Origin of the sequence: Burkholderia sp. Ac-20392 (genome assembly GCF_017104585.1) — a bacterium.
Lineage (GTDB): Bacteria > Pseudomonadota > Gammaproteobacteria > Burkholderiales > Burkholderiaceae > Burkholderia > Burkholderia lata.
The window spans coordinates 1-15,175 of the sequence record NZ_JAAGPB010000191.1 but is presented as its reverse complement, the minus strand read 5'-3'; the positions used below and the strand labels follow the sequence as shown (position 1 = coordinate 15,175).

The 15,175-nt window shown below is 67.5% G+C and carries 14 protein-coding genes and 1 pseudogene; 7 read left to right on the top strand and 8 right to left on the bottom strand.

All coding sequences use genetic code 11. The features are described from left to right. Positions 1-203 precede the first annotated feature (203 nt). Positions 204-851: a glutathione binding-like protein gene (locus tag G3N99_RS20695; RefSeq protein ID WP_206123333.1), complete on the top strand. Its 648-nt coding sequence runs from the start codon at positions 204-206 to the stop codon at positions 849-851. A gap of 202 nt (positions 852-1,053) precedes the next feature. Next, entirely contained in the window at positions 1,054-2,568 is a 1,515-nt protein-coding gene (locus G3N99_RS20690; protein ID WP_174937239.1) for a cytosine permease, read from the top strand. 195 nt (positions 2,569-2,763) lie between these two features. Here the strand turns inward: G3N99_RS20690 and G3N99_RS20685 are convergent, their stop codons facing one another. Beyond that, positions 2,764-3,519 (bottom strand): glucose 1-dehydrogenase, encoded by a 756-nt coding sequence (locus G3N99_RS20685; RefSeq protein ID WP_206123332.1) that lies wholly within the window; start codon positions 3,517-3,519, stop codon positions 2,764-2,766. A 119-nt stretch (positions 3,520-3,638) separates the two neighbouring features. On the opposite strand from G3N99_RS20685, the gene G3N99_RS20680 reads away from it, so the two are divergent. Beyond that, complete coding sequence (locus G3N99_RS20680; RefSeq protein ID WP_206123331.1) at positions 3,639-4,691, top strand: RNA-guided endonuclease TnpB family protein; 1,053 nt, start codon at positions 3,639-3,641, stop codon at positions 4,689-4,691. Between the two features lie 13 nt (positions 4,692-4,704). Here G3N99_RS20680 and G3N99_RS20675 read toward each other — a convergent pair whose 3' ends face one another. Continuing rightward, on the bottom strand, positions 4,705-5,274 hold the full coding sequence (locus G3N99_RS20675; RefSeq protein WP_206123330.1) for a VOC family protein: 570 nt from the start codon (positions 5,272-5,274) through the stop codon (positions 4,705-4,707). 208 nt (positions 5,275-5,482) lie between these two features. Further along, positions 5,483-6,400 carry a LysR family transcriptional regulator gene (locus G3N99_RS20670; RefSeq protein WP_174937247.1) on the bottom strand — a complete coding sequence of 306 codons (918 nt, stop codon included), beginning with the start codon at positions 6,398-6,400 and terminating at the stop codon, positions 5,483-5,485. 295 nt (positions 6,401-6,695) lie between these two features. On the opposite strand from G3N99_RS20670, the gene G3N99_RS20665 reads away from it, so the two are divergent. From G3N99_RS20665 to G3N99_RS20655, 3 genes are all read left to right on the top strand, one after another. Continuing rightward, entirely contained in the window at positions 6,696-8,012 is a 1,317-nt protein-coding gene (locus tag G3N99_RS20665; RefSeq protein ID WP_206123329.1) for an MFS transporter, read from the top strand. A 156-nt stretch (positions 8,013-8,168) separates the two neighbouring features. After that, on the top strand, positions 8,169-9,419 hold the full coding sequence (locus G3N99_RS20660; RefSeq protein WP_206123328.1) for an MFS transporter: 1,251 nt from the start codon (positions 8,169-8,171) through the stop codon (positions 9,417-9,419). Between the two features lie 173 nt (positions 9,420-9,592). Further along, complete coding sequence (locus G3N99_RS20655) at positions 9,593-10,204, top strand: cysteine hydrolase family protein (protein WP_174946251.1); 612 nt, start codon at positions 9,593-9,595, stop codon at positions 10,202-10,204. Between the two features lie 19 nt (positions 10,205-10,223). On the opposite strand, the gene G3N99_RS20650 is transcribed toward G3N99_RS20655, so the two are convergent. From G3N99_RS20650 to G3N99_RS20635, 4 genes are all read right to left on the bottom strand, one after another. After that, the gene (locus G3N99_RS20650) at positions 10,224-11,849 is read right to left on the bottom strand and encodes an amidohydrolase (protein WP_206123327.1); all 1,626 of its coding nucleotides are present in this window, start codon (positions 11,847-11,849) and stop codon (positions 10,224-10,226) included. Positions 11,850-11,960: 111 nt separating this feature from the next. After that, positions 11,961-12,119 (bottom strand): hypothetical protein, encoded by a 159-nt coding sequence (locus G3N99_RS20645; protein ID WP_206123326.1) that lies wholly within the window; start codon positions 12,117-12,119, stop codon positions 11,961-11,963. Positions 12,120-12,268: 149 nt separating this feature from the next. Further along, positions 12,269-13,084 (bottom strand): helix-turn-helix transcriptional regulator, encoded by an 816-nt coding sequence (locus tag G3N99_RS20640; protein ID WP_241011762.1) that lies wholly within the window; start codon positions 13,082-13,084, stop codon positions 12,269-12,271. 234 nt (positions 13,085-13,318) lie between these two features. Further along, positions 13,319-13,795 (bottom strand): nuclear transport factor 2 family protein, encoded by a 477-nt coding sequence (locus G3N99_RS20635; protein ID WP_206123325.1) that lies wholly within the window; start codon positions 13,793-13,795, stop codon positions 13,319-13,321. 329 nt (positions 13,796-14,124) lie between these two features. Between G3N99_RS20635 and G3N99_RS20630 the strand changes: the two genes are divergently transcribed. Next, positions 14,125-14,511, top strand: a complete 387-nt coding sequence (locus G3N99_RS20630) for a helix-turn-helix domain-containing protein (RefSeq protein ID WP_174937307.1) — start codon at positions 14,125-14,127, stop codon at positions 14,509-14,511. A 487-nt stretch (positions 14,512-14,998) separates the two neighbouring features. Here the strand turns inward: G3N99_RS20630 and G3N99_RS20625 are convergent. Further along, positions 14,999-15,175, bottom strand: a pseudogene (locus tag G3N99_RS20625) (YXWGXW repeat-containing protein); the annotation flags it as partial.

The window sequence follows — 15,175 nt, the reverse complement described above, 5'->3', positions numbered from 1 at the left end:
GGCGCGAGCCGCTGCGTCAGCAGCCTTTCGAGGCAGGCCGCCGCGGCGCGGCGGGTGTCGGGTGTCCGCACGGGCGGACCGGATCGCGCAGTCTGCATGTCCCTCCTTCGAGTACTGGCATGTCGCCGGGGTGATGGGTTCCGGCATAGGATTGCAATTGCAACGATTGTAGTTGCAACGATAACCGGAAGACAAGGACCGACATGATCTCGACGCATCCCCTCACGTTCCATACGGCCGACACGCCGAACGGACACAAGATCGCCATTTACCTGGAAGAGGCCGGGCTCGCCTACGACCGCGTGCACGTGAATCTCTCCGCCGGCGAGCAGCGCAGCCCGGCGTTTCTCGCGATCAACCCGAACGGCAAGATCCCGGCCATCGTCGACCACGACGCCGGGCTGACCGTGTTCGAATCCGGCGCGATCCTCGGCTATCTCGCCGCGAAGACGGGCGTTCTGCAGCCCGACACGCTGGCCGAGCGCACGGCGGTCCAGCAATGGCTGCACTTCCAGATCGGCGGGATCGGGCCGATGCTCGGCCAGCTCTGGTGGTTCCTGCATGCATCGAAGGAGGTCAATGCGCAGGCGCTCGAGCGCTACCGGAACGAGGCGCGGCGCCTCTATGGGGTCGTGAACGGCCGCTTGGCGGAATCGGCGTATCTCGCGTCGTCGCGGTACTCGATCGCCGACATCGCCGCGTTTCCGTGGCTGCGCACGGCGCCCGAACTCGATCTCGACCTTGCCGACTACCCGCACGTCGCGCGCTGGCTCGCCGGCATCGAGGCGCGGCAGGCCGTTCAGCGGGGCCTGATCGCATGCCGCGCGCCGGCGGCGGAGGGCGCGCGCTGACTTCGCATCGCCCGCGCCGCACGGATGGCGCGGGCGCCGGCCGCCGGCCTGCCGGGAAACATCGTTCTCCTTCGTCGTAAACGTCTCGAATGCGTGATATTTGCGCCGCGCGATCCGGTTTAGAGTGGCCGCGAATCGATGACGATGTGTCGTATCGCCGCAGTCCCGGGCAGTACAGACGCACCAGAGGAGTTGGAGACAAATGAGTGAAGGCAGGATTACGCAGGTCGAGTCGTTCGGTTTCGAGCGCATTCCCGATGCATCGCGCTATGCGCGGCCGATCGATCTGTTCAGGTTGCTGTTCGGCGGCTGCAATACATTTTCCACATCGGTGCTCGGCAGCTTTCCCGTGCTGGTCGGGCTGTCGTTCAAGGCGGGTGTCTGCGCGATCGTGCTCGGCGTGCTCGCCGGCACCTGCATCCTCGCGCCGATGAGCCTGTTCGGCCCGCGCAACGGGACGAGCGACCCCGTGTCGTCCGGCGCGCATTTCGGCATCCACGGCCGGATCGTCGGCTCGTTCCTCGCGCTGCTCACGTCGATCGCGTTCTTCTCGCTCGCGGTGTGGAGCTCGGGCGACGCGCTCGTCGGCGGCGCGCACAACATGGTCGGCGTGCCCGTCAACGGCTTCACGCTCGGTGCGGCGTACATGGTGTTCGCGGTGCTCGTGCTGATCGTCTGCATCTACGGCTTCCGCTTCATGCTGTGGGTCAACAAGATCGCCGTGTGGGCTGCCAGCGTGCTGTTCGTCGCCGGCCTGTTCGCGTTCGCCGGCCTGTTCGACATGAACTACGCGGGCACGGTGCAGCAGGGCAGCGCCGGCTTCTGGGCCGCGTTCGTCGGCGCGGTGCTGGTGGCGCTGAGCAACCCGGTGTCGTTCGCGTCGACCCTCGGCGACTGGGCGCGCTACATCCCGCAGAACACGCCGAAGCATCGCGTGATGGGCGCCGTGTTCGCCGCGCAGATCGCGACCTTCGTGCCGTTCTTCTTCGGCCTCGCGACCGCGACGATCATCGCGACGAAGGCGCCCGCGTTCATCGCGTCGAACGACTACGTCGGCGGGCTGCTCGCGATCTCGCCGCACTGGTTCCTGTTGCCGATGTGCCTGATCGCGATCATCGGCGGGATGTCGACCGGCACGACCGCGCTGTACGGCACCGGCCTCGACGTATCGAGCATGTTCCCGCGCCTGCTGAATCGCGTGCGTGCGACGCTGCTGATCGGCACGATCGCGATCGCGTTCATCTTCGTCGGCCGCTTCTGGTTCAACCTCGTCGAAAGCGTCGCGACGTTCTCGACGCTGATCGATACGTTCAGCTGCCCGTGGATGGCGATCATGGTGATCGGCTACGTGACGCGGCGCGGCTACTATCTCGCCGACGACCTGCAGGTGTTCAACCGCGGGCTGCACGGCGGCCACTACTGGTTCACGCACGGCTGGAACGTGCGCGCGATGGGTGCGTGGCTGCCGGCCGCGTTCGTCGGGCTGTCGTTCGTGAACCTGCCGGGCCAGTTCGTCGGGCCGCTCGGCAACCTCGCGGGCGGGCTCGACCTGAGCGTGCCGGTGTCGCTGCTGATGGGCGGCGTGCTGTATTTCGTGCTGCTGACGCTGTATCCGGAACCGGACGGCGTGTACGGCCCGTACGGGCGACGCTTCGTGCGCGGCGGCAGGCAGGCGGTGCGCGGCAATGGCGTACCGGCGATCCAGCCGAAGGGGTAAGAGCGGCGCGTGGTGTGTTGCGCCGTAAATGACGATGCCGCCGCGCGGGAGAGCCGCCGGCGGCATCGTTGTTTTCGGGCGCGTGGTTGCCTGTAGGGGGGCCCGTACTTTCCATGCGGCGGGCCGAAAACGCCAACGAAGGCGCAAACGAAAACGCCCGCCGGATTGGCGGGCGCTTGTCGACCGTGATGCGTGTCAGTGGAACGAACTGCCTGCGAGCATCCCGCCGTCGACGATGAATTCCGATCCCGTGCAGTACGCGGATTCGTCGGACGCGAGGAACAGCACGAGGCTCGCCACTTCGTCCGGCTTGCCGATGCGCGCGATCGGCAGGCCGCTGTAGATCGACGACGGATCGAAATCCGCGAACTCGGGCGGGCGCGCCATCACCGTATCGATGCCACCCGGATGCACCGAGTTCACGCGAATGCCGTAGCGGCCGAATTCGAGTGCGGCGGCCTTCGTCATCCCGCGCACCGCGAACTTGCTCGACACGTATGCGCTGCCGCCCGCGACGCCTTCCATCCCGGCCGTCGACGACACGTTGACGATCGAGCCGCCGCCTGCCGCCTTCAGCGCGCCAAGCGCCGACTTCATGCCGAGCCAGCAGCCGACCTGGTTCACGTCGATCACCTTGCGATAGTCGTCGAGCGAGCACGCTTCGATCGGCACGAGCTTCAGGATCGCCGCGTTGTTCACGAGGATGTCGAGCCGGCCGAACTGCGCGAGCGTCGCATCGACGGCAGTCTGCCAGTCGGCTTCGCGGGTCACGTCGAGATGCTGGAAACGGGCGGCGTCGCCGAGTTCGGCCGCGACACGCCGGCCGGCTTCGTCCAGCACGTCGGCGATCACCACGCGTGCGCCTTCGGCAACGAACCTGCGTGCTTCCGCTTCGCCCTGGCCGCGGGCACCGCCCGTGATCAGCGCGACCTTGCCTTCGAGTCGTTTCATCATAATTTGCTCCGAGAAACCCCGCCATTTCCCCCAAGGGGACTTTCTTCGGGGCGGATGGCGGGAAGGAAAGGATTGCTGTTGACAGACAGCTTCTTCCACGGGTTAGGATCACCGGCATGATCCTTGTCTATCGCTACCGGGTGAAATCGCTCAACGGACTGCTTAACAAGCAGAGCCGCGCGGTGAACTACGTCTGGAACTTCTGCAACGACACGCAGAAGCACGCGCTCAAGTGGGGCAAGAAGTGGCCTACAGGATTCGACCTGAACGTGCTGACGACCGGCAGCAGCAAGGCACTCGGTATTCACTCCGGCACGATCAACGCGACGTGCGAGCAATACGCGAAGTCGCGCAGTCAGCACCGTCGGCCCTACCTGCGCTATCGCAGCAGGAAATCGCTGGGCTGGGTGCCGCTGAAGGGGCGTGACCTGAAGCGCGAGGGCGACGCGTTTCGTTTCGCCGGCAACACGTTTCGCGTGTTTAACAGTCGACCGCTTCCCGAAGGCAAGATCAAGGACGGGACCAACTTTGCGCAGGATGCACGCGGCAACTGGTTTCTCAACATCGTGATCGAGATGCCGGATGTTCAGGCTCGCCCGGTCCGTTCCGGTGTGGGCATCGATCTCGGCCTGAAAGACTTCGCCACACTTTCGACCGGCGAGAAGCTGCCCAATGACCCGTTCGGTCGACGCGCGGCGGAAAAGCTGGCGAAAGCGCAACGGGCGCGAAAGCACAGGCGGCATATCGCGAAGCTGCACGCCAAGGTGGTGAACGCCCGTGCCGATTTCCAACACAAGCTCGCGCTCGATCTGGTGCGGCGTTTCGATTACATCGCGGTCGGCAACGTGTCGGCCGCGAAGCTCGCCAGAACCAGGATGGCGAAAAGCGTCTACGACGCGTCCTGGTCGTCCTTCCGAAACAGGCTCCGCTACAAAGCGATCGCGCACGGAGTCACGTTCGAGGAAGTCGACGAAAGCGGTTCTACCCAGTCCTGTTCGGCGTGCGGGTCGAAAGACAGCACGGCGCGGCCGAAAGGTATCGCGGGACTGAGAATAAGAGAGTGGACCTGCAGTGACTGTGGTGCCGAGCATGATCGAGATACCAACGCTGCGTTGAACATTCTCCGATGCGGACGTGCATCGCCAGGTGTGGGAATCCTCCGCCTTTAGGCGGAGGAGGACGTCAAGCTGCTTGCTCCTGTGAGTGAGAGGGGGTTTGCGCGGAGGCGCCCGCCGCGTCGATGATGCGAACCGGATCGGTGCCGTCCCATGCACGGGCTTCGGCGATGCCGTGCGCGATCATGTCGCGCATGCCGGCGCCTTCGATTACTTCGACGCGCACGCCGGGATCGTCGGCGTCGTCGAGATACGCGACGCGCGTGGCCGGATTGCGTGCGTCGAACACGACACGCAGGCCGCGGGCCGTGAGCTGCGCGAGCGCGACATCGAGATCGTCGACGACCCACGCGACGTGATGCAGCCCGACGAGCGGCTGCCCATGCGCATCGCGGTACGGCGAGGGCGTGTCGTTCGTCACGTGAATCAGTTCGATCTGCAGACCGCCGCGATATGCGAGCCCGACGTCCATCGTGACCGTCACGGGTTCGCCGAGATGAGTGCCGTCGAGGCGCACGTTGCGGAATACGGTCCACGGGCCGACGTCGTGGCGTGCGCGCCAGCGCGCGATGCTGCGGTCGAGATCGGCGACCACGTAGCCGATCTGGTCGATGGGGCCGAGGACAGGGTCGTTCATGGCGTCTCCGTGGCGGACACACGTGTGCGTGCCGCGCGATGATTGACGGCCATGATCGCAACAAAGCGCGCGCCGCGTGCCGTCCAAACGGACGAGTGCGCGTGCTTCGTCGTGGTGTGGTGGGCAGGTGGGTGCGCCAGGGCGCGACGCTGCAGGTGTGGGAAGCGGAACGGAGAGGGCGGGTGCTGCCGGTCGGGCGATCCGCGCGTTACCGCGCGTTCGGGCCCTTGACCGTCAGCCGGCACACGGTTGCCAGCGCGAGCAGGTTCGGGTCGCGTTCGCGCCGGTGCAGGAAGCTCAAACCGATCGTCTGGCGGATCGTCGGCCCGGCGAGCGGCACGAGCGCGATCTTGTGCGCGAACAGGTCGCGCACGCGGCCGGGCAGCAGCGAACAGCCGACGCCGCCCGACACGAGGTTGATCAGCGAGAAGATGTCGCCCACCCGCATCACGACGTTCGGCGTGACGCCGGCCGAACGAAACGCTTCCGTGAAGCCGTGATGCGTCGCGAAGCCTTCGCCGAGCGACACGAACGGTGCGTCGCCGCACGCGCACAGATCGATGGCATCGTGCCGTGCGTAGGGCGAGTCGATCGGCGCGGCGAAGAACATCTCGTCCTCGAACAGCGCGATCGATTCGATCTCGGCGTCCGGTTCGGGCAGCGCCATCAGCGTCGCGTCGATCGCGCCTTGCCGGAGCTTGTCGAGCAGGTCGGCGTTCGAGCCGAGCACGAGCTCGGCCTGCAGCTCGGGGCGGCGCTCCTTCAACGCGATCACGACTTCGGGCACGGTGCGGATCGTCAGCGAGTAGAGCGAACCGATCTTCAACTGGCCGGCGCCGTAGCCGGCCGCCTCGCGCGTCGAGCGGATCCCGTCCGTCATCGTCTTGAGCACTTCGCCCGCGACTTCGGCGAGTACCTGCGCGGCGTCGGTCGGAATCAGGTTCCGCCCCTCGTGGCGAAACAGCGCGCAGTGCATCCCTTCCTCGAGCGTGTGCAGCGCGCGATGCACGCTGACCGTGCTGACGCCCAGCGCTTCGGCGGCCTTCGCGAGGCTGCCGGCTTCCATGAAGGCGAGCAGTACCTCGAGCTTGCGGAACGTGATCTCTTCGTTGATGCGGTTGCGCATGGTGCGGACGACGGGAAGGGCGGCCGACGATTCTGCCGCAGAACCGGGGCTGCAACAATGCGCGAATTTCCGGGGTTTTCGCATGGCGGAGCCTGGTGGGGAAACATTTAATCTCCGGCTAATCATCCGCCGCGGGTATTAATTGATGCGGGTTTTCGGCGTCCCTATGATCGTTTTACGCCGATGGTGCGGGCCCGTGCCTCACTGCCGGCGATACGAACAGCCGATTCGCCCATGCCCGCCACGGAACGCGGCATGCATACGGCGCGGCGCCATGAGACTGCAGGAGACAAGCATGCGCGACTCACGTCGGAACTCGCGGCATCGGCAGGTGGTTGCCGCTGTCGTCGGCAATACCCTCGAGTGGTACGACTTCATCGTTTACGGTTTCTTCTCCGGGATCATCGCGCGGCTGTTCTTTCCCGCCGAGAGCCAGTACGCGTCGCTGCTGATGTCGCTCGCCACCTTCGGCGTCGGCTTCTTCATGCGCCCGGTGGGCGGCATCCTGCTCGGGCTCTATGCGGACCGCAAGGGCCGCAAGGCCGCGATGCAGCTCATCATCTTCCTGATGACGCTGTCGATCGCGTTGATCACGTTCGCGCCGTCTTACGCCGTGATCGGCCCGGCGGCGCCGGTCCTGATCGTCGTCGCGCGGCTGCTGCAGGGCTTCGCGACGGGCGGCGAATACGCGAGCGCGACCGCATTCCTCGTGGAAAGCGCGCCGGAGAACCGGCGCGGGCTGTACGGATCGTGGCAACTGATCGGCCAGTGTCTCGCGGTGTTCTCGGGCGCCGCGATGGGCGCGTGGGCCACGCAGTCGCTGTCGGACGCGGCGCTGCATAGCTGGGGCTGGCGCGTGCCGTTCGCGCTCGGGCTGCTGATCGGGCCGGTCGGCCTGTGGATCCGCCGGCACATGGAGGAGACCGAGGCGTTCATCGATGCGAGCAAGTCGACCGTCGAGCCGCCGGCGAGCGTGTCGCGCGTGCTGCGCGACAACCTGCGGGGTGTGCTGGTGTCGATGGGGCAGACGATCACCGGCACGGCCGTGTTCTACGTGATGCTGGTCAACATGCCGACGTTCGTGCACAAGACCTTCGGGCTGCCGCTCGACCAGGTCTTCAAGGTGCAGATGGCGGCGGTTGCGCTGCTGACGGTGACGATCCCGTTCGCGGCGCTCGTGTCCGACCGCATCGGCCGGCGGCCCGTGCTGATCGCCGGCACGCTGGCGCTGCTGACGGTCACGTATCCGCTGTTCACGTGGCTGGCTGCCGCGCCGGGCATCGGGCGCCTGCTCGTGATGCAGCTCGTGATCTGCACGATCATCGGCATCTGCTACGGGCCCGCGCCGACCACGCTCGCCGAGCAGTTCGCGACGCGTTCGCGCTCGACCGGCATCGCGCTCGCTTACAACGTCGCGGTGATGGTGTTCGGCGGCTTCGCGCCGTTCATCGTCACGTGGCTGACGCACGCGAGCGGATCGCCGGTCGCGCCCGCGTGGTACGTGCTGTTCGCGGCGTCGTTCGGGCTGCTCGCGAGCGTGTTCATGCACGATGGCGCGCCGTGCGTGCTCGCGCGCCGGCGGTTTCAGGGCGAGCCGTTGAGCGCCAAGTAGCGGCCGTGGCCCGTTGCCCGCACCGGCGAACCATCGGCGTGGGCGGCACACAGGGTATCGGTCGTTCCGATGGTTAGCATCGCGGGCGGCGGCCTACCGCGACCGCTGCCCGGTCGTTACGCTTTGGCGATCATCCACTCTGTCCGGAGGGTCGCCATGTCCCGGCTCGATTACAAGTTGCTCGGCCCCTGCCTGCTCGCCATCGCGATCGACGCGATGGGATTCGGGCTCGTCTATCCGATGATGTCCGCGATCTTCAGCGATCCGCACGCCGGCATCCTGCCGGCCGACACCGGCGCGCATGCGCGCAATTTCTACCTCGGTCTCGGCTACGGGATCTACCCGTTGTGCATGTTCTTCGGCTCGTCGCTGATGGGCGACCTGTCCGATCGCTACGGCCGCCGCAGGATCCTGCTGCTGTGCGTGCTCGGCCTCGCGGTCGGCTACGCGATGATGGCGGCCGGCGCGTGGCACGCGAGCGTCGCGCTGCTGCTGGCCGGTCGCGGGCTCACGGGCTTGATGGCCGGCTGCCAGGGCATCGCGCAGGCGGCGATCACCGACCTGAGCACGCCGGAGAACAAGGCGTACAACATGAGCATCATGTCGCTCGCGTTCAGCGCGGGCGTGATCGTCGGCCCCGTGCTCGGCGGCGTCACGTCCGACCGCACGCTTTCGCCGCTGTTCGACTACGACACGCCGTTCGTGCTGGTCGCCGCACTGTCGCTGGTCTGCGCGCTCTGGACCTGGGCGTCGTATCGCGATTCGGCCGCACCGCGCGGCGACACGCGCATCGATCCGCTGCTGCCGCTGCGGATCATCGGGGAGGCCGCCCGCCAGCGCAACGTCGCGTTCCTGTCGGTGGTGTTCTTCCTGATGCAGGTCGGCTACGGGCTCTATCTGCAGACCATCATGCTGCTGCTGCAGGCGAAATTCGGCTACACGAGTGCACGGCTCGGGCTGTTCAGCGGCGTGATCGGGCTCTGCTTCGTGTTCGGGCTGCTGTTCGTCGTGCGGCTGATGCTGCGCGTGTGGCGCGTGGTCGACATCGCGAAGACGGGCCTGCTCGTCGCGGGCATCGGCCAGGTCCTGTCCGCGCTGTTCCCGCACGAGCCGGTGCTGTGGGCGCTCGCGATGGTCGTCGGCTGCTTCGACATGGTGGCGTATACGACGATGTATACGGCGTTCTCCGACGCGGTCAGCGAGGATCGGCAAGGCTGGGCGCTCGGCGTCGCGGGCTCGGTGATGGCCGTCGCGTGGGTCGTCACGGGCGCGCTCACGAACCTGCTGCCCGTGTTCGGCGAGATCGGCCTGTTGCTGATCGGCGGCGCGGGCTTCCTGCTCAGCTTCGCGATGATGGTCGCGTACGGCCGCACGCAGCCGGGTGCGCGAACGGCCGCGCTGTCGTAGGCGGTTTGCACGTTGGCCCGATCCTGTCGGACGTTGTCCCGCGCGCCGCTGTCGCGGCAGGCCGCGCGGCCCGACACTGGCGCCTCGCGTCCCGGGAGTATCCGGGCCGCGTGCGGCGGCGCCGGCTGGCCCGGCACGCCGTTCCTTCGATAGGCCAACCGAGAGAGCGACCCATGCAACATCCGACCATCCGTACCCTGGCGGGCGCGACCGCGCCGACATCGATCGGCGCTGCCCGCACCGCGCTGCTGGTGATCGATTTCCAGAATGAATACTTCGGCGGCCGCCTGCCGATTCCGGAGGGGCCGCGTGCGCTGGGCAATGCGCAGCGCGTGATCGCGTTCGCCGACCGCGCAGGCATTCCGGTGTTTCACGTCCAGCACGTCGATACGGCCGACAGCCCGATCTTCGCCGACGGCAGCGACGGCTTTCGCTTTCACGCGGACCTGCAGCCGGCGGCGCATCACACCGTGGTGAAAAAGACGTCGGTGAGCGTGTTCCCGACGACGGACATCGATGCGCGCCTGAAGGCGGCCGGGATCGACACGCTGATCGTCACGGGCCTGATGACGCATGCATGCGTCGCCGGCGCGGCACGCGATGCGGTGCCGCTCGGCTACGCGGTGATCGTCGTCGACGACGCATGCGCGACGCGCGACCTCGACATCGCGGACGGCGGCACGGTATCGCACCGCGACCTCCATCGCGCGACGCTGGCCGCGCTGTCGGACACGTTCGGCGACGTGCTGACGACCGACCAGGTGCTGGCGCTCGCCGTCGCCTGACGGCCGCCGGGTTCGTGCTTCAGTCGGCCCAGCCCGGCGCGGCGTACACGACTTCGCCGCGGAAGCACGTCTCGATCGCGCGGGTTTGCGCGAACGTCTCGACCGGATGCGCGAACGGATTGCGGTCGAGGATCGTGAAGCTCGCGTCCTTGCCCGCTTCGAGCGAACCCGTGCAGTCGTCGAAGCGCAACGCATACGCGGTGTTCACCGTATAGGCCTCGAGCATCGTGAGCAGGTCGAGTCGTTCGTGCGGATTCCACGGCGGGCTGTCGGGCTGGTCGATCAGCAGGTGCGTGACGCCCGTCTGGATGATCTGCATTGGGTCCATCGTGCTGACCGACCAGTCGGAGCCGGCCGCGAGCATCGCGCCCGCGTTGCGCAGGCTGCGGAACGGATAGTTGCGCGCGGTGCGTTCCGCGCCGAGCAGGTCGCGATAGAGCTGCTGCTGTTCCTCGCGCGCGGCCGTCCACAGCGTCTGCACGCTGGCGATCGCGCCGAGCCGGTTGAAGCGGCTCATGTCGGCCGGATCGACGATCTGCAGGTGCGCGAGCTGCGCGCGCCGGTCGCGCATGCCGTTGCGGATCTGGACGTATTCGAGCGCGTCGAGCGTCATGCGCACCGCGCGGTCGGCGAGCGTGTGGAAGTGCAGGTCGAAGCCGGCCGTATCGGCGAGCAGGCAGATCTCGTTCAGCGCGTCCTGGCTCCACAGCGCGAGGCCGCAGTCGTCGGTGCCGGCGTACGGCTCGAGCAGCGCGGCGGTTTTCGATTCGGGCACGCCGTCGACGAAGATCTTCACCGTATGCAGGCGCAGGTTGTCGCATTCGTACTCGCGGCGCCATCTCGCAAAGCGCTCGATCTGCTCGCGCGGATCGCGGCGCGGGTTCGCATAGAGGCCCGCGCTCATGTACACCTTCAGCGTGCCCGCGCGCTGCGCGTCGGCGTAAGCCTTGAGTTCGGCTTCCTCGACGCGCGCATCGAACCAGCCGGTGATGCCGTAACCGTGCGCCATCGCGTGCGCTTTCGCGAGCGACTTCGGGTAGCCGGCCGGGCTCAGTTGCGGAATGATCGGGCACACGCGGTAGAACGCCGCTTCGTGCACGACGCCATTCGGCGCGCCGGACGCATCGCGTTCGTACACGCCGCCGGCCGGGTCCGGCGTGTCGGCGTGGATGCCGGCCGCCTCGAGGCCTTTCGTGTTGAGGCAGCCGCTGTGCACGTCGAAGCCGACCACGAGCAGCGGCCGGTCGGGCACGACCCGGTCGAGCAGCTCGCGGGTCGGATACGCGCCGAATGCGGCCAGGTTGGCGCCGCCGAGATAGACCCACGGTTCGTTCGGCGTCGCATCGGCGCATGCGCGGATGCGCTGCAGGATCGTGTCGGGATCGTTGATGCCGGACAGGTCGAAGTTGCCGAGGATCTGGTGGCCTTCGAGCGGGTGCACGTGGCCGTCGATGAGGCCCGGCAGCATCAGCCTGCCGGCCAGGTCGACGATGCGCGTCGCGGGGCCGGCCAGTTGGCGGATGTCGTCGTCGCGGCCGACGGCGACGATCTTGCCGTCCTGGGTGGCCAGCGCCTGCGCGAAGCGGCGCTGCGCGTCGCCCGTGTAAAGCAGGCCGTTCAGATAGACGGTGTCGGCGTGTTGCATGTGTCTCCTCCGGATGGGGGGATGTTCGACGGGCGCACGTGTCCCGCGGGCGGGCCGTGTGGCTCGTCCGGTCGCGTGAACCCGGTCGGGTTGGAATGAGATGCGGGGCGGCTAGGCGCCGGTGTTGCGCGGCAGGCGCGGCGATGCGTCGTGGTGAAGGCCGGCCGCCGCCGGAGCGTCATGCCGATCGCGCCGCCAGGCCTGGATCGGCAGAGCGATGGGCGACGCGCGCGCGGCCATGCGGGCCGGCGTCCCTCCGGTATTCGGCATTCCGTGTCTCCGTGATATCCGACGCGTTCCTGTCGTCGGGTGAGTCAGATACTAGGAGCGAGGCGGCCGGCTGTCTGTCATCGTTTTGAGGACAACGCGCGACAAAGGCAACGGCGGTGGGCGGGATTGCAGCGACGTGAAGGTGCTGTCTATTGACCGCGATCCTCCGGCGGTTCCTCTTCGGTCACGCACCATGCGAACAGTCCGGCCCGGTTCGCGACGCCGAGCTTCGCGAGTGCGCGCCCGAGATAGGTGCGCACGCTGCTGGCCTTGAGCGCGAGGGTGTCGGCGATCTGCGGGACCGGCTGGCCTTGCAGCACCGCGCGGCACACGAGCCGTTCGCGCTGCGACAGCGCCGCGCCGCTGGCCGACAGGCGCTGTTCGAAGCGCTGCAGCAGCGCGCCGTCGTCCGAGCGTGGCGTCAGGCGGGCGAGCCGCGCATGCTGGATCAGGAGCGGCAGCACGAAATCGCCGAGTTGCCGCAGCAGCGCCAGCTCGGCCAGCGTATAGGACGGCTGGCCGCGCCGGCGGAACAGCGAGAACGCATAGACATAGTCGCGCTCGCTGCCGATCAGCGTGCAGTCTTCACCGAGTTCGCCGAGCGCGAACTGGCGGCCGTATTCGGTTGCCGTATCGATGTCCTCGTTGCACGAGAAGACGAGCTGCGAATCGGTGGCGCGCTCGATATGCGGGAGCAGCGTGTCGGTGCGCCAGTCGCCCTGTGTATACAGATCGAGCGCGTGGCGCGTGCCGTCGGGATCGTCGCCGCCCGCGAAGAACAGCACGTCGACGCTGTCGACCGATTGCGACGGCGCATCGCGGCGGTAGCGCGTCGCGACACTGTAGTGGGACTGCGGGTCGACGGTTTCGCGCAGCCACGCCCAGAGCCGGGCGGGAAACTGCGGACTGCCGAGGCTGGCGACCAGGTCGCCGGCGTTGTTCAGGGAAATATGGGCGGGGCTCATCGTTGACACCGTCTGCGCGAACGGCCGCCCGTGCCGGCCGTGCATCGCGTACGACGGTGCGCCGGCGGTGCAGCGGCTGGCGGTGCGGTCAGGCGGGACGGAGGCCGGCGCGGCGGCGAAGCTCGATTGTAGGGGACTTCGCCGGCGTGGGGCATGCGCGCTTGCCCCGCAGGCGGCCGATCGTCCGCCGACGGGTGGTGCGCATCGTTGCACACCATGTACCGGCCCCGCGCGTCAGAACATCGTGTTCGCGTTCGCGGACTTTTCCGGTACCGGCTGGATCACGTCCCAGTGTTCGACGATCTTGCCGTCCTTCACGCGGAAGATGTCGACGACCGCTTCGCCGCGGTCGCCCGGGCGCTCGGTCGCATGCACGTGCAGGTAGACGAGGTCGCCGTCGGTTGCGCTGCGCACGATGCGCGCGCGCGATGCCGGGTTCTTCTGGAACGCGCCGACGAAGTACGACACGAACGGCTTCTTGCCGTCGGGTACGTGCGGGTTGTGCTGCTTGTAGTCGTCCGCGACGACGGCGGCGGCCTCGACGGCTTCGTGCTTGTTGAAGAAGCGGTCGTAGAACGTCAGCACGAGCTGGCGGTTGGCTTCCTCGGCGGCGAGGTCGCGCGCGCCCGGGCCGGTGGCCAGCGCGGCCGTCGACGCGGCCAGCAGGACGAGCGCGGCAACGGCGCGAACGGGGGAGCGGAGCGATGACATCTAGCGGGTTCCTTGTCTGACGAAGCGTGGGTGGGTGCGCGATGCGCGACGGCGGGGCGAGCCTGCCGCCGCGATCGGCTGGAGACGGCGCATGGTTGCGGATACGCGAGCCATGTCGACGCGAGGGATTCATCGCCCAGCCCGAATCGTCGCGATACGGGCCAGGCGAGGCCGCGCGCCGTCGCCATGCTTCGTTGAACTGGCGAATCCGCGCGGCTGTCGGGTCGATCGAATGGTACAGTTGCCGCGAACCCGTCACAAGAAGTCAGCGCGGTGTGAACAGGTCACACCGCGCTGACCATGCGTTGCCCATGAAAGAGAATCCAGTCATGCCGTTCCCGCCTGCCGATGAACCCGTCGAACTCGATCAGCCATGCCCGATTCGCGATGTGCTCGACCGCATCGGCGACCAGTGGAGCCTGCTCGTGCTCGAGACGCTGTCCGGCGGGACGATGCGTTTCAACGAACTCGGCCGGACGATCGGCGACGTGTCGAACCAGATGCTGTCGCGTACGCTCAAGCGGCTCGAGCAGGACGGCTTCGTCAGTCGCACGCTGTTCGCGGAAGTGCCGCCGCGTGTCGAATATGCGCTGACCGACCTCGGGCGTTCGTTCCTGACGCCGATGCAGGCGATGATCCGGTGGGCCGACGAACATCATCGCGCGATTTGCGTCGCGCGACGTCGTGCACGGGAGCTGGAGGGCGGCGGGCGCTGAGCGGGGCGCTTGCGCCGTCTTGTCGATGGGCGTTGTGCCGCGGATCGGGTGTGATGCGACAAGACATGGCACAAGCGCATGTATGTCGCCATCAAATGATTTCGTAATCCGAATGATCTTGCCGAGGTGAGGCGCCGATACTTCGATGCGTTCCGTTCATCCCGACGGCGGCAGTGCGCTGGCGATGCCCTGATTACGGGGCACGCTCGATGGCGACCGAAGCGGTGATCGTCCGCCGCATCGCGCATGGCAGGTGCGTCAGGATCCGGTCGAGGCGGGATGGTGCGCCATGGATCGGCGAGCAGGCCGATGGTCGAGGTTGCGTGACCGGAAGCCTCGCCCCCGGTTTGCGCGCCGGCATCGGGGCGGGGTGAGGCAGGATTCGTTGGGGCGCCTGCCGGGCATCATGATGTTGGAGCCGAACGGCACGGGTTCGCTCGCGCCGCCCGGCGCCGGGCCTGCCACCGGCCGGGCGCCGGGTGGCTGCCTATCGCCACGTACCGTCGACGTAGATCCACACCTGTCCGTGGCGGCGCCAGTAGCCGGGCACCCACCGACGCCCGGGGCGCCGCGCGACCCAGCGGCCGGACACCCATATATAGCGGCCACGCTGCCAGCGCCAGTAGCCGTCCGTCCAGATATAGCCGTGGGGCCGTGGCAGAAC

Bases quoted from the DNA above. Each gene is read 5' to 3' on its own strand.
- G3N99_RS20675 (WP_206123330.1), bottom strand. From the start codon at position 5,274: ATGAACGACCCTGTCCTCGGCCCCATCGACCAGATCGGCTACGTGGTC.
- G3N99_RS20680 (WP_206123331.1), top strand. From the start codon at position 3,639: ATGATCCTTGTCTATCGCTACCGGGTGAAATCGCTCAACGGACTGCTT.
- G3N99_RS20635 (WP_206123325.1), bottom strand. From the start codon at position 13,795: ATGTCATCGCTCCGCTCCCCCGTTCGCGCCGTTGCCGCGCTCGTCCTG.
- G3N99_RS20665 (WP_206123329.1), top strand. From the start codon at position 6,696: ATGCGCGACTCACGTCGGAACTCGCGGCATCGGCAGGTGGTTGCCGCT.
- G3N99_RS20650 (WP_206123327.1), bottom strand. From the start codon at position 11,849: ATGCAACACGCCGACACCGTCTATCTGAACGGCCTGCTTTACACGGGC.
- G3N99_RS20685 (WP_206123332.1), bottom strand. From the start codon at position 3,519: ATGAAACGACTCGAAGGCAAGGTCGCGCTGATCACGGGCGGTGCCCGC.
- G3N99_RS20660 (WP_206123328.1), top strand. From the start codon at position 8,169: ATGTCCCGGCTCGATTACAAGTTGCTCGGCCCCTGCCTGCTCGCCATC.
- G3N99_RS20690 (WP_174937239.1), top strand. From the start codon at position 1,054: ATGAGTGAAGGCAGGATTACGCAGGTCGAGTCGTTCGGTTTCGAGCGC.
- G3N99_RS20640 (WP_241011762.1), bottom strand. From the start codon at position 13,084: ATGAGCCCCGCCCATATTTCCCTGAACAACGCCGGCGACCTGGTCGCC.
- G3N99_RS20695 (WP_206123333.1), top strand. From the start codon at position 204: ATGATCTCGACGCATCCCCTCACGTTCCATACGGCCGACACGCCGAAC.
- G3N99_RS20645 (WP_206123326.1), bottom strand. From the start codon at position 12,119: ATGCCGAATACCGGAGGGACGCCGGCCCGCATGGCCGCGCGCGCGTCG.
- G3N99_RS20630 (WP_174937307.1), top strand. From the start codon at position 14,125: ATGCCGTTCCCGCCTGCCGATGAACCCGTCGAACTCGATCAGCCATGC.
- G3N99_RS20655 (WP_174946251.1), top strand. From the start codon at position 9,593: ATGCAACATCCGACCATCCGTACCCTGGCGGGCGCGACCGCGCCGACA.
- G3N99_RS20670 (WP_174937247.1), bottom strand. From the start codon at position 6,400: ATGCGCAACCGCATCAACGAAGAGATCACGTTCCGCAAGCTCGAGGTA.